Below are 14,715 nucleotides of genomic sequence, written 5' to 3'. Positions count from 1 at the left end.
AATGTTGTTATGGTGACTACATTTTACCAAAGAGAGGTGTCTTTTTGTGTGTTTTTTGATAATTATTTATAAGAAGTTTCAATAACCGCAAGGGTTAAACCTGGATATTCAACTGCAAAACTTGAGTTAAATATAAAGCTAAGTTTCGTTTGTTAAGCAATTTCATTTATTTTCCCTCCACATAAGTGTATAGTATTGTCCGAATGATTAGTTTGCAGTTTCCAGTCTTTCTCCTTTCTGTAACATTACAATATTAATCATTGTTGGCGGTTTCATTCTAAAGAAAGTTGAATGTCTTCCTCTTTTCAGTTAGTATAAAACTTAAACATACTGTATCAAATGGTAAAGGTACGGTCAAGTACTTTTTTAAAAAAATAGAACTTTGGAGGCGTTTTATGTCTTTACTATATTATATAAATCCAGCGAAATCATGGAATGAAGGTATGCCAATCGGCAACGGAAAGCTTGGTGCTATGCTGTTTGGAGGGCCTGATGAGTTCCATATCCAATGTAACGAAGACAGTTTATGGCATGGATGTGACAGAAATAGGAACCCTCATGTAACATTCGACACACTCTCATTCATTCAGCAACTCATTTTCAACAATCAGATATTAGATGCTCAGAAAGAAATTCAGTTGAGTCTGACATGTGTGCCTGAATTCCAGCGCATTTATGAACCAGCTGGTACTCTATCTATTACTTCCAGTGTTTCCAAGGTATATTCAGATTACGAGAGAGAACTGGATCTATCTACTGCCCTCTTTTCTGAATCATATAAGTTAGGAAAATCTCAGGTGACCACGACTTGTTTTTCAAGCAAGCCAGATAATGTTATCGCTTACACCCTCCGTTCAAGTAGTGTGCTTGAAGATAGCTATACTCTCTCAATTGATCGTCTAAGAGGCAGTTACAGTGAGATGAATGATTATTCAACAGAACAGGCATCAATACTAGGCATTCGTGGCCAAACTGCTAACGGAGGCGTGCACTATGCGCAAATTCTGAAGGTGGAATCAGATGGACAGCTGACTTCCAGAGGACAGTATATTACAGTCTCTGACTTTTCTGAACTGACAATATATATTGCTGCGGCAACCTCTTTTCGAACCGAAGACCCCACTGCCTATTGTCTGGATCGCCTCTCAAAGGTTGGAAGAAGCCAGTGGCTGGAAATACTTGATCGGCATATTGAGGATTACACCCGACTTTACACCAGTACGTCACTTGAATTGAGCCAGACGTCAGCTATTAAGCCTATTCCTCAACTTATGGAAGAAGCAAAACACGGGCATCTCGACAATTATTTAACTGAGCTTATGTTTAATTACGGACGATACCTGCTTATTTCAAGTAGTCGCGGCGATTCTCTTCCTGCTAACCTTCAAGGCATCTGGAACAAGGACTTACAGCCAGCGTGGGACTCCAAGTTTACAATTAATATAAATACACAAATGAACTACTGGATTGCAGAAAAAGGCGGACTATCGGAATGCCATCTTCCTCTATTCGAACACCTGAAACGGATGTATCCCAAAGGAGTCGCAACAGCTGAGCTTATGTACGGAATTAAGGGGTTTACGGCTCATCACAATACTGATATTTGGGGCGATACAGCTCCTCAAGATGCTTATATGCCTGCGTCATACTGGCCTCTTGGTGCTCTGTGGCTTTCTAATCATATCTGGGACCATTATATCTATACTCTTGACCACAGATTTTTAAAAGAACATTTCTATCTCATGGAAGAGTCTCTTCGATTCATACTAGACTTTATGGTCGAATCACCAGAAGGCTACCTTGTCACTTGTCCATCTGTCTCACCTGAAAACAGCTTCTTCACTGAAAGTGGTCAGGAGGCATACGTCAGTTACGGATCGACGATGGACAATCAGCTGGTCTGGGAAGCTATACAAAATTATAAGGCTGCAGCTTCACTGGTAGAGATCGACTCCGCTCTGATGAACCAGGCAGAGGCAACATTGAAACGGCTTCCTCCTCATCGTGTCGGGAAAGATGGACAGCTGCTTGAATGGATTAAAGAGTATATTGAGGCAGAACCGGGACACCGACATTTTTCACATTTATATGGTGTGTTCCCAGGGCATCGAATCAAGAATGATTCTGCAGATATCAAACGTGCAGCAAAGAAAGCACTTGAGAATCGCCTGGAACATGGGGGTGGACATACTGGCTGGAGCGCTGCCTGGCTGATTAATTTATGGGCTCATTTCCATGAACCCGCTCATTTCCACGACGCCATAATGAAACAACTGAATGAGTCCACGCTTCCTAATCTTCTGGATAATCATCCACCTTTTCAGATTGACGGGAATTTCGGGTTCACTTCAGGAGTTATAGAAGGGCTTGTTCACATGTACAGCGATCGGCTTGATCTCTTCCCTTCCCTACCTGACCAATGGACGGATGGTAAAATTAATGGTGTCCGCCTCCCACATTGCGTCAGTGTGACCTTATCCTGGAAGAACCACGAGCTGGAATCGGCAGTGTTTTCAGACGTTCTACCTGGAAATCCGAAAGTCTACATCAAAGGACATTTTGTCGGCAATTTCAACGACATAATGAAAGATGACCGGTTTCATATTGGTTAAAAAAAAGAAGTGCCTTCAGCGAGGCACTCCTTTTTTCATTTTAATCAGCAAGAAAGACGAATCATGTTCCATGACAACGGCTTAAGTGTTGCGGACACTTTGCCGTCATTCAGTTCAACAGAGTCATTTGATTTAATTTCCATTGCATCGTGGTTTTCCTGTGTAGTCAGTTTTGGATCATAACCAGCAAGTTCAGTTGCTTCTTTGACTGACAGTCCGTCAAAGTCTTCAAGCACTGACTCGACCTGCAGCTCTGAGTCTTCTGATCTGTTGACCGCAAAGATGACAACTTCATTTTCCTCTTCGTTATGAATCACAGTAGATTCAATGTAAGAAACATCCTTGAACTCAGCTGAGTCATAGGTAGGTGATTCGGTCAGAGTAGTCAGAACTGTTCCTCTTCCGAAATTGGATGCCTGCATGAATGGATAGAATGTCGGCTGTTTCCAGACTTTACCGTCCTTAATGGTCATGATCGGCGCAATAACATTAACCAGCTGCGCCAGGCATGCAATCTTGACTCGGTCAGCGTTGTTCAGGAGTGTGATCAGTCCGCATCCTACAAGCAGAGCATCTTCAAAGTTGTAGATGTCCTCAAGAAGCGGTGGTGCAATATCCCAAGGTTCTCTCTTAGCATCAGCATCTTTGGAATGATACCAGACATTCCACTCATCAAAGGACAAGTTGATCTGTTTGTCGGATCCCTTTTTCGCTTTAACTGCATCACAGATCGATGCAACATCTTTGATGAAGCGGTCCATTTCAGTTGATTTAGCCAAGTAATTCGGCAGATCATTTTCAAAGTTTTCCCAGTACAAGTGTAGTGACAGGAAGTCCACATGGTCATAGGCATGATCCAGAACCGTATATTCCCATTCACCGAACGTTGGCATCTTGCTTCCAGAACTTCCGCATAAGACAAGTTCGATTGATTCATCCACCCATTTCATCGCTTTAGCTGATTCAGTAGCTAGCCGGCCATATTCATCCGCTGTCTTGGCACCAATTTGCCATGGCCCATCCATTTCATTTCCCAGACACCAGGTTTTAATGTTGAAGGGTTCCTCATCGCCATTCTCTTTTCTTAAGTCACTCCAGTATGTTCCTCCAGGGTGATTACAGTACTCAACGATATTTCTAGCTGCATCCACACCACGTGTTCCTAAGTTCACAGCCATATTGACTTCTGTATTAGCCTGTCGTGACCAATCCATAAATTCATGAAGTCCGACCTCATTCGTCTCAATAGATTTCCAAGCAAGCTCCAGACGTTTAGGACGATCTTCTACTGGTCCGATACTATCTTCCCATTTGAATCCGGATACAAAATTTCCACCCGGATAGCGGACAAGCGGAACATTCAGTTCATTGATTGCATCGATGACATCCTGTCTGAATCCTTTTTCATTTGCTGTGGGATGACCTGGTTCATAGATCCCTTCGTATACTGCACGACCTAAATGTTCAATAAATGACCCGTAAATACGCGGATCTATTTTAGAAACTGCTTGAGTTCTGCTTGCACTGACTTTAGCTTTCATTTTCATCCTCCTAATAAATATGTACGTACCAATACAAGTAATATATCACGCTGATTGCTCACCTGCAAGCGCATACTGAAAATCTTTATATACTACCTTCATTTTTTCTTCATAATATCTTCTGTTTCACTTGCTATATAATCGGTAAGTGGTAAAATTCGCTATGTACTTATTTTTTATAAGCATAAAGGATGATGATAATGATCAAAGGAATTACATTGGAGAATCCTTCCTCTGCCAGGCGCTATATGTTTATGATCACCTGGCCGATTTTCATAGAAGTCTTTCTTCAGATGCTCATGAAGCTCACTGACGTTTTCATGCTCAGTTTTGTTTCTGACCAGGCTGTAGCTGCAATTGGTGTAGTCAATCAGCTGATGACTTTTATGTTCGTCCTGTTTAATTTTACAGCTATGGGGGCCGGTGTTGTTGTTTCCCAATATGTTGGAGCAGACGATAAGGATGGTGTCCGCAATACAATAGAGAGCGCAGTCACCATAAACCTTCTGTTCGGATTGGCAGTCAGTCTTTTTGTAGGATTCAATCGCCAGTATCTTCTCAATTTATTTTCTCTCGAACCGGAACTGTTCAGTTATGCAAACAGCTACGCTCTGATCGTCGGATTCGCACTATTTGCCCAGGCCATGATTTTGACTATTTCTTCCATCTTGCAGGCAATGGGCTTCACTAAAGATGTCATGCTCTCAGTGCTGGTCATGAATGTACTGAATATCTTCGGAAACTATGTCCTGATTTTCGGTGCATTAGGCTTCCCTCGACTGGGTGTGACCGGCGTCGCTCTGTCTACTGCAGGTGTCCGCTTGCTGATCATGGCAGGAATGTTTGTACTGTTATTTAGACGTATGCCTGTCAGAATCCCTGTCAAATCATTTTTTGCACTGAAGAAAACTTTTGCCATGAAAATTCTAAATATTGGTTTGCCTTCTGCTGGTGAACAACTGTCCTACAATGTCAGCCAGATTGTGTTGACAATCATGATCACAACACTTGGAGCAACAGCCCTTGCCACTCGTGTCTATACTCAAAACTTCATGTCCGTTCTAGTCATTTTTTCTGTCTCAATCGCCAAAGGCATGCAGATTTTCATCGGACAACTGGTTGGTGCAGGCAAACAGAAAGAAGCTTTCAAATATATGTATACTGGCCTTAAATTCGCAAGTATCGTGACGATCGCCATCGGTGGTCTCTTCACCTTCTTCGGCAGACAAATTTTCAGTATCTTTTCTGATGATCCTGGACTGATTGCACTAGGAGCCTCTATCCTCGTAATCGAACTGCTATTACAGCCTGCGCGTACCGGCAACATGGTCATCATCAGCGCACTGAGAGCGGCAGGAGATGCTAAATTTCCAGTCATTATCGGCATTACTGTCATGTGGGGTCTCCTCGTTCCTTTGGCTTACGTACTGGGGATTGTATTAGGTTATGGCCTCCCTGGAATCTGGTTTGCGATGGTCGTGGATGAATGGATCAGAGCCAGCCTGATGTACGTCCGCTGGAATAAGAAACGATGGATGAACAAACGGCTGGTGCCTAAGCGGTCCTGACTTCAGTAAGTTTAATGATTCCCTCATAAACCTCTCTACTTGCAGTCATATAACGGTTTAGCTGAATGAAACCTTAGTATTGTGCTGGATTTACTGTAAAGTATGGAGCCCGACTGATGCGTCTTCAGTACGCAATGTCAGTCGGGCTCTTTTCTTTACTCTTTTTTTAATGAAAATTATCGATATGACCTGATCTATTCCACTTTTTTAATAACTTGGATAATATTTTCCAATAGATTAAATCGCACAATCCTTTTCAACCCTGCTCCAGTTCCTTCCATAATATATACTAAAAATGAACGCACAAAAAGCACGCATCAGATACTGGTAAAAGAATCCGATACGCGCTTAGTATTAAGAGGTAGACTTATCCTTCAGCGATAGTTGTAACCAGGTACTGGTTAAGAATACCTTTGATTACCTCAAGGTTTCCAGATTCAGTTTCAAACTTATCTAGACCAAGAGCATAGTCCTGAAGTTTCTTGAAGTCTGTGTTTCCGTCAACGATGTCTTTACCGATGCCTTCAGTAAATGACTTGTAGCGGTTTTCAAGAATGGAGTCAAGAGCTTTATCGTCGATAAGTTTCTGAGCAACTTTAGCACCAAGTGCAAAGCTGTCCATTCCAACGATGTGTGCTTTGAACAGGTCTTCAGGTTTGAATGATGTACGACGAACTTTAGCATCAAAGTTCAGTCCACCACGACCTAGACCGCCGTTTTTAAGGATTTCATACATAGCTAGTGTTGTTGCATACAGGTCAGATGGGAATTCATCTGTATCCCAGCCTAATAGCGGGTGACCTTGGTTAGCATCAACTGATCCCAGCATACCGTTGATACGTGCATAGTGAAGCTCGTGCTCGAAGCTGTGTCCAGCAAGAGTAGCGTGGTTAGCTTCAATGTTGAACTTGAACACGTCATCCAGGTTATACTTCTGCAGGAAGGCATATCCAGTTGCAACGTCGAAATCATACTGATGAGACGTTGGTTCTTTTGGTTTTGGTTCGATCAGGAATTGAGCATCGAAGCCGATTTCTTTCGCATAGTCATTAGCCATGTGGAAGAAACGAGCCAGGTTGTCAAGTTCAAGACCCATGTTAGTGTTAAGTAGGCTTTCGTACCCTTCACGGCCGCCCCAGAACACATAGTTTTCCGCACCTAGACGTTTACCGATTTCAAGAGCTTTTTTAACTTTAGCAGCAGCATAAGCATAGACATCAGCACTATTTGAAGTAGCTGCACCATGAACGAACATTGGGTTGGAGAAGTTGTTTGTTGTGTTCCAAAGCAATTTCGTTTTGCTGTCCTTCATGTAATCTTCAAGCATGTCAGCAATGACATCCTGATTTTCAAGTGTTTCTTTCAGAGAGCTTCCTTCAGGTGCTACGTCCACATCGTGGAAAGCAAAGTAAGGTGCACCGATTTTATCGAAGAATTCAAAAGCTGCTTCAACGCGAGCTTTAGCTCTATCCATTGGATCTGAGAAATGATCCCATGGACGCTGAGCTGTTCCAGTTCCGAATGGATCACCTAATTCTTCAGTGAATGTGTGCCAGTAAGCAATACCGAAACGCAGTGCTTCCTCCATAGATTGCCCGTTAAGCTGCTCTTTTGGGTTATAGAATTTGAACGCTAATGGATCTTTTGATTTAGCGCCTTCATACTTGATTTTGCTGATGTTGTCAAAATAAGCCATATATACTAGTTCTCCTCTCGGTTGTATGTTTTGTTAGTTGGTTTAACTTACAAACTAACAATACCCTATTTTGGAAACGGTGTCAATATGTTTTAGTATTTTTTGCTTAATTTGATAGGACCATCTATATGTGCACGTTAAAAGCGTTAATTTAAGTATTGTGCTCCACTTTATGACAATCTATGAAATGAGGAAATTTCATTATGCAAAATGAACCAGCTCAGACTGGTAATCCGCAATCCATCTTTACCTAGAGATGCATAAGCTGAAATGATGGACAGCGTTTTGCCCGTTTCTTCTGAAACACGATTCATATCATCGTACTCTTTTAAAGAAGCAGCCATTGGTTTTTCAACTACAGCATGTGCTCCGGCTTTCATTGCATTGATCGCAATTTCAGCATGTACATATGGAGGTGTACATACCGACACCAAGTCAATAGATTCGTTAGCCAGCAGCTCCTCATGATCGTCGTAAATTGTTACATCAAGATCAAAATCAGCTGCCATTTTTTCTGATTTTTTGGGATAGATGTCACACAAGGCGACAATATTTACATCCTCTTTAAAAGTTAAGTATCCTTTTATGTGTAAAGGAGCAATGCCCCCAGTTCCTATAATCGCTACGTTTAACATGATTTGAATCCTCTCCTGTTATTAGTCTTTTAGTAATAGAACATTGAATGATTTAATAAGGTCGGTAGATTTCAGCGAGCTGAAATCAGTCTGAACTTTATTCTGGCGGGTCAATACTTAAGTTCAGAAACAGATTTGTCACCTGAACTATAGTCTATTCTGGCAGAGTGGAGTTCAGGGCTTATTCATGCTCCTGAACTCCACTCAGTAAACGTGAAAATAGAGTTTACATCAACCTATTTGAATAAACTCACCTACTGAAAAAATCGTTACAATCCAAAGAAAAGCTATGACTGAAAAGATCATAGCTTTCTTTTAATGGTTTAATCGTTGTCTATCACTAATTTGTGAGACAAGTCTTTGATCGTCGGATAGACCTCCTGATAGTTTGCATACACTTTTTCATACTGGGAAACAGCTTCAGGGTTCGGTTTAACTTCAGATTTGTACTTAACAAATTCTTTTGAACAGGCTTCGAAGTCGCTGAACCATCCAGCACCGACAGCAGCAATCATAGCTGCTCCCATAGCAGGACCCTGCTCAGTTTCCAGTGTCACGACAGGCTCGTTAAAGATATCAGCCTGCATCTGCAGCCAGTCCGAATTTTTTGCTCCGCCACCCACTGAGACAATCTGAGAGAATTCTTTACTGGAATGCTTTTTCATCAGTTCATATGAATCTTTAAGAGAAAAAGTGATGCCTTCCAGAATCGCACGGGCAAAATGATCGCGTGTATGTGCGATATCCATTCCAAGGAAGGTTCCACGAATGTTACTGTCAGTATAAGGTGTACGTTCCCCAGAAATGTACGGAGCAAACAGTAAACCATCTGACCCAGGTTTTACATCTTTGACGCCTTTAAGCAGTTCTACAAAGCTTTCTTCAGGTGCAAAAGTTTTCTTGAACCAGTTCAAGCTGCTTCCAGCTGCCAATGTTACGCCCATTGTGTAGAAAGCATTAGGTACAACGTGGTTGAAGTAGTGCAGATGTCCGTTATAAGCTTTATCCCCTGACTCTTCATAAGACAGGAAAACTCCTGATGTTCCGATACTTGCCATTCCCTGGTCAGGACGGACGATACCGGCTCCAACAGCCGCGCAAGGGTTGTCTGCTCCACCAGAAAAGACTGGCACATCATGAGATAAACCAAGTTCTTCAGCTACTTCGTGGTCAAGCTTCCCGATTTCGTCATGAGACTGAACAAGTGGTGGGCAGATATCTGTAGATACACCGACTGCTTCAGCTACTTCACTACTCCATGCTCTGCTTTCCACGTCTAAAAGAAGAGTTCCTGCTGCATCAGAATATTCCATCTGTTTCTGACCTGTCAGGCGGTAGCCTAGATAGTCTTTTGGAAGCAGGAATGTGCTGACCTTGTTCCAGACATCTGGTTCGTTTTCTTTGACCCATAGCAGCTTAGGCAGAGTGAACCCTTCAAGCGCTTTATTTTTAGTGATGTCGATCAGTTTGTCGACTTTAGATGTGATGGTTTCACATTGTTTAGTTGTACGCACATCATTCCATAAAATAGCTGGACGCAGCACGTCATTCTGTTCATCTAATAAGACAAGTGAATGCATCTGACCGGAAAAACTGATCCCTTCAAGCTTTTCTTTAGCATCCGGAGTTGTTTCAAAAATGGCTGCCATGACTTCTTTTGCGGCACGGAACCATTCTTTCGGATCCTGCTCACTGTGTCCTCTTTTTGGTGTCAGCAGAGGGTATTCTGAAGATGACTCATCGACAATTTTCCCACTTTTATTAACGAGAATCCCTTTCAGCCCACTTGTGCCCAAATCTAAACCTAAAACATAACTCATATTTACACGCCCATTCTTAATTTTTATATAGAAAAGGAGACTGACTTAAGGAAAGCTCCAATCCAGAATCGATTATAGCCTTCCTTGGAGTCCGTCCCCTTCACTTATTTTATTCAGAAGTTATTTTGTTGTTCCAGACTGTCCAACCACTGTCTTGTTCTTTCCTTTAGATCCACTTCCAAAGTGACGAGTCAATGTCCAGTGATCACGGTTGTCTTCCTTTTCTTCATAACGGAAGTAGTCGAAGTCGGCCGGCTGGCTCATTCCACTTGTATCGATACAACTCATTCCTACAAAGGCACCTGTAAAGAATCCGGATTCCTGAATGTACTCATCAGACAGTTTCCATGAGTCAAAGGTTGCAGGAATATCCTTCCAGTTCTCACCATCGAATGAGTAGCTGAATGCATACGTATACTGGTCAACCAGAACCTTGAACCACACTGCTTCTGCATCATCTGGAACAGGAATGACATCATCGCCCAATGGGTTGGATACATTATTACGTTCAGCTGCGTACAGGTCGATGACTTTTCCTTTGTCTTCATGCCACGTCACATGAAGGCTTGTCCAGTTTTTTGTGTTGTAGTAATTGACCAGACCAGCCTGCTGCTGGAATGTTACCGGATCGAAGGAAACTTTAGTTTCAGCTTCAAATTCAAATGCCTGCCAGCGACGGGCTACCAGTGCCTGTTTGTGCAGGTTCGAGAATCCACCTGCTCCATATAGACGTAAGTTTCCTGGGTTGTCTGTCAATGATGCAAACTGAGTATACGGAATACGCAGTGTCTGCCATTGTCCACCCAGCACTTCTGAATCAAACTGATCGACGACAGGGAAGTCAGCATCCCATTTCTGTTCCTGCAGGTCGGGACCTTCTACATATACTTTTGGATAGTTTCCATCCACTACATATGGCCAGCCGTCTTTCCATTCCAGTTTCTGGATCGCAGTTTCACGTCCAAGCTGGCTGTAGCCCCGGTCCATCAGTAAGACATCTCCCGGCGCTTTAGTCGGACGAGCTGTCAGGTGAGCCAGGTACCACTCTCCGTTTTTAGTATTTACGATAGAAGCATGCCCTGCTTTTTGAAGAGCCAGACGCGGGTGTCCCCATGATGAAATCAGCGGATTGTCAGGATGCGTTTCATATGGACCTTCCAGTTTTTTGGAACGGGCAAGCGTTGCTTGGTGGTCATACATCGTCCCACCTTCTGCTGTCAGCAGGTAGTAATAATCATCAAATTTATATAAATGAGGCGCTTCAGTCAGACCGACATCGGTTCCTTTGTAGATGATTTTACGGTCACCGACCAGTTTCTTCTCATCGGGATTGTATTCCTGAAGGACAATTCCTCCAAAATCGTGTTTTCCATTGCGGTGATCCCAGACCATGTTGACGAACCATTTACGTCCATCTTCGTCATGGAATAGAGACGGATCAAAACCGGACTGGTTCATAAATACCGGACTGCTCCACTCTCCGTCGATCGTTTCACATGTCGTCAGGTAGTTTGTTACATCCTTATAGATTCCACCTGTCACTTTAACATCAGAGTAAATCAGGTAGAATTTGCCGTCAGCGTAGCTTAACTGAGGAGCCCACACGCCGCCTGAATCCGGATTGCCTTTCATATCAAGCAGTTCCACTCTATTAAGCGGACGGGCCACTTGGCGCCAGTTTACCATATCTGTTGAGTGATAAATCACGACTCCCGGGAACCATTCGAAGGTGGATACAGCGATATAAAAATCGTCCCCCACTCTTAACATGCTTGGATCTGGATTAAACCCTTTAAGTACCGGATTTTTTATTGTTGACATATCGACAGCCTCCTGTGTAATTTTTCTTTAAAGAATTTATTATTCTTTATCTTTATCTTTAATAAAATTAGTTCTGACATCTCTAACAATACTGTAGTTATACAATGTCCATAGATAAGATAGAACAGCTGGGAGTGCGAGCAGTAACCATTCAGTAGTGACCAGCAGTAAGAAAGCTATTATGAAAATCACGAAAAAGTTACCAAATGTAAGTTTCATCTTTATGAAGAAATAGTACCAGCCCAGTTTGAGCAGATCCTTATATCTGAAGGAAAATTTAGTCTGTATCAGTAAAACTGGGATCAGATACAAAATAAGTACGATCATCAGAAAAACGAAAAAGTACCCCAGCAGGAACAAGGTATTACCAGCAAGTGTCAGATAATAATTGATATTGACTGAGAAGAGATAGACAATGACCAGAAACGGCAGCCAGATCTTCAATGAGTCCGTCAAATTTGTCCGATAAGATTTTCTGAAATCTCTACCCGGCTCTGAAAAATCTTCATTTTCAATCACCTAATTTAGAGTGCATACATAACCGAAACCTTTATTTTATACCGCTTTCATACATCACTGTCATCTGTCAAAGTAAAATTAATATAACAAAATTATCTTAAATGCATATTTATATGATTACAAAAGAATAACAATAAATAACTATGTAAACAGACAGAACGTCCCCTTATGATCAAGTCCTTTCTGCAAAAACAGCCATGCAGCATGACTCTTTAAAGCAGATCGACATGCTGATGTACACTCTCTACCTGTATTCAGAAGGCAACCTTTGTCCTGAAACGTGTACAAAATATTAGTAGAACACAGTTTCTATACCACTCACTCCATCATATCTAATTATTCAGCTAATGTTTTCTAGAACTCTCTGTAAGCATTATTGATGATGTCAAGATACTGGTCAACATTCTGATTTTCCAGTGATAGAATCATCTTCAATCACTTTGAAACTTAAGTCAACTTCGCCATCCTCAAATGATTCATTATATAGAAGAAATTCTTTTTTAGTGTCTCTTCAAGATGGGCTGCCCCATCGATTTCAATAGTACTAAATGGCCATGCTTTCAATGTATCTGGTGACAACCAGCTTTCATCGAAGTCTAACTTAGTAGTCATGCTAAATCTCCTTTTAAAAAGATATAGTTACCGCTAACATTCGTTTCAAAAAAAATCAATTGCTTCGAGCTTCCTTTTTTCTATATGATAATGTAACATGAAAAGAAAGAGAACCTTTACATTGTATGTTTTTTTATTTTGCAAGATATGATACACTTGGTGTATCGATAGTTTGTTAGTTGAATCAACTAACTTCTGTAATAACTATAGCGAAACTTGTTTTTGATGTCAAGCGCTTCCAGATAGTTTTTAATATTATGACCAAACACTGTCAATTACTTAACTTATTACCACATAAAGCCTTGATATATAAGGATCATACGTAAATATAGAAACGAGGAACAGTCATGTTTAGGATAAAAAGTTCAATTAGAGAAAACAACAGTATACTGGTTCTATCGGAGATCATTAACCGGCCGGAAATTTCCCGTGCGATGATTTCTGAACTAACTGGTTTGAACAAGGCAACGGTATCCGAAATCGTAAGGCGTCTGATCGATGACAATTATGTCATTGAGATCGGCCCGGGTAAAAGTACGTCTTCCGGCGGACGCCGCCCCATTCTTCTTACTGTAAATAAAAAAGCCGGCGTCTCGATCAGTTTTGATGTACGCTACGACCGCATCAGTTGTCTCATCACCTACCTTGACGGTGAGAAGATCGATTATACGACAGAAGAAAAAGATATGAGTAAAGATAATATTGTCGACTCGATCGCTTCAGTTGTTGACCATGCAAAAAACACGATGGATGAATGCCCATTTGGTATTATCGGTGTGACCGTATCTATTCACGGGATCGTACATGACAATAAAATCGAGTTCACTCCTTACTTTGACCTGGATGAAATCGATCTAGTCGCTGAGTTGGAAGAACGAATCGATCTCCCCGTTCACATCGAAAATGAAGCAAATCTGTCAGCTCTTGCGGAAGCAGCTTTTGACACCGAGCATAAAAGTATCATTTCATTTAGTGCACATACTGGAATCGGTGCCGGAATCATTCTTGACGGCAAACTCCACAGAGGAAATAAAGGGCGTAGCGGAGAAGTAGGACATACCGTTCTCTACCCTAACGGTACGAATTGTCCCTGCGGTAATCAGGGCTGTTTAGAGCAGTACTGTTCTACTAAAGCAATCGTACGAAAGTATCAGCTGCTTAAAGGCGATCCTGCACTTACCTTTGAAGATCTTGTTGAGTCTTATCATCAGAATGACTCATCCACTTTGAACTTGATTCTGCAGTTTGCTAAAGACTTTGGAATCGGGTTGATGAACGTGATTGGGAACTATGATCCGGAAGTCGTCTACATCAATTCTGAAATTTTAGAAGAGATACCTGAGCTGATCAGTCTGCTTAACCACTATTTAAGCATGACGATCTACAAGAATGTTCCTCTGAAAGAGTCCATCTTAGGAAGAAAAGCCAGTCTGTACGGCGCAACAGTGATGAATCTGCAGTCCTACCTTCATGTAGACAATGTAGAATTCAGCTTGAATATGGAAAAAGTAATGGAAGTGTGAGTGAAAGGCTTAATGCTTCTGTCACTACATAAATAAAAGGCCGGCTGCTGAGCATCGGCCTTTTATTTATGTCTTTTAGTTTGTTCTGGGAGCAATTAATGATTAATTAATTCAGAAAGAACTGGTTTAATGGCTCTAGCAACTTATATCCCGTTGACTTGTTGAGTAAAATCCGTCTAGTTGCAGTTTCGATCTTTCTGGATGAGCCGATCTGCCACTACCTTGAGTTTTAACGTAATTTCGAAAGAAGTCTCCCACTTCTAAACGTATGGGTGCGAAGCACCAGTGAAAGTGGGAGATGAATGTCGGTCAAGCGATAGCTTGAATTTATTTTTCAAGACCTTTTCTTATTAGTTCGAGGATAGCTG

General features: G+C 41.7%; 10 protein-coding genes. 3 read left to right on the top strand and 7 right to left on the bottom strand.

From position 1 onward, the window contains the following. Positions 1-395 precede the first annotated feature (395 nt). Entirely contained in the window at positions 396-2,612 is a 2,217-nt protein-coding gene (locus ACYQ4S_RS08240) for a glycoside hydrolase family 95 protein (protein WP_459770499.1), read from the top strand. 44 nt (positions 2,613-2,656) lie between these two features. On the opposite strand, the gene arfA is transcribed toward ACYQ4S_RS08240, so the two are convergent. Continuing rightward, a complete protein-coding gene (arfA, locus tag ACYQ4S_RS08235) occupies positions 2,657-4,153 on the bottom strand; it encodes an arabinosylfuranosidase ArfA (RefSeq protein WP_459770498.1) in 1,497 nt (498 codons plus the stop codon). Positions 4,154-4,353: 200 nt separating this feature from the next. Here arfA and ACYQ4S_RS08230 point away from each other — a divergent pair, with 200 nt between their 5' ends. Beyond that, positions 4,354-5,721, top strand: a complete 1,368-nt coding sequence (locus tag ACYQ4S_RS08230) for an MATE family efflux transporter (RefSeq protein ID WP_459770497.1) — start codon at positions 4,354-4,356, stop codon at positions 5,719-5,721. Between the two features lie 367 nt (positions 5,722-6,088). Here the strand turns inward: ACYQ4S_RS08230 and xylA are convergent, their stop codons facing one another. The 6 genes from xylA to ACYQ4S_RS08200 form a co-directional block, all read right to left on the bottom strand. After that, a complete protein-coding gene (xylA, locus tag ACYQ4S_RS08225) occupies positions 6,089-7,417 on the bottom strand; it encodes a xylose isomerase (protein WP_459770496.1) in 1,329 nt (442 codons plus the stop codon). Positions 7,418-7,587: 170 nt separating this feature from the next. After that, positions 7,588-8,052, bottom strand: coding sequence for a Gfo/Idh/MocA family protein (locus ACYQ4S_RS08220; RefSeq protein WP_459770495.1), 465 nt, complete (start codon positions 8,050-8,052; stop codon positions 7,588-7,590). Positions 8,053-8,375: 323 nt separating this feature from the next. Next, positions 8,376-9,872 carry a xylulokinase gene (gene xylB, locus ACYQ4S_RS08215; protein WP_459770494.1) on the bottom strand — a complete coding sequence of 499 codons (1,497 nt, stop codon included), beginning with the start codon at positions 9,870-9,872 and terminating at the stop codon, positions 8,376-8,378. Between the two features lie 120 nt (positions 9,873-9,992). Beyond that, positions 9,993-11,693 carry a glycoside hydrolase family 43 protein gene (locus tag ACYQ4S_RS08210; RefSeq protein WP_459770493.1) on the bottom strand — a complete coding sequence of 567 codons (1,701 nt, stop codon included), beginning with the start codon at positions 11,691-11,693 and terminating at the stop codon, positions 9,993-9,995. A 39-nt stretch (positions 11,694-11,732) separates the two neighbouring features. Then, positions 11,733-12,212 (bottom strand): YesL family protein, encoded by a 480-nt coding sequence (locus ACYQ4S_RS08205; protein ID WP_459770492.1) that lies wholly within the window; start codon positions 12,210-12,212, stop codon positions 11,733-11,735. A 447-nt stretch (positions 12,213-12,659) separates the two neighbouring features. Continuing rightward, positions 12,660-12,824: a hypothetical protein gene (locus ACYQ4S_RS08200; protein ID WP_459770491.1), complete on the bottom strand. Its 165-nt coding sequence runs from the start codon at positions 12,822-12,824 to the stop codon at positions 12,660-12,662. A 347-nt stretch (positions 12,825-13,171) separates the two neighbouring features. Between ACYQ4S_RS08200 and ACYQ4S_RS08195 the strand changes: the two genes are divergently transcribed. Further along, a complete protein-coding gene (locus tag ACYQ4S_RS08195; RefSeq protein ID WP_459770490.1) occupies positions 13,172-14,347 on the top strand; it encodes an ROK family protein in 1,176 nt (391 codons plus the stop codon). The last annotated feature ends 368 nt before the right edge of the window (positions 14,348-14,715 follow it).

The sequence above is a fragment of the Alkalibacterium sp. s-m-28 genome (assembly GCF_054658175.1).
Note: the sequence above shows the minus strand (reverse complement) of the source record. Positions and strands in the feature narration are given on the sequence as shown.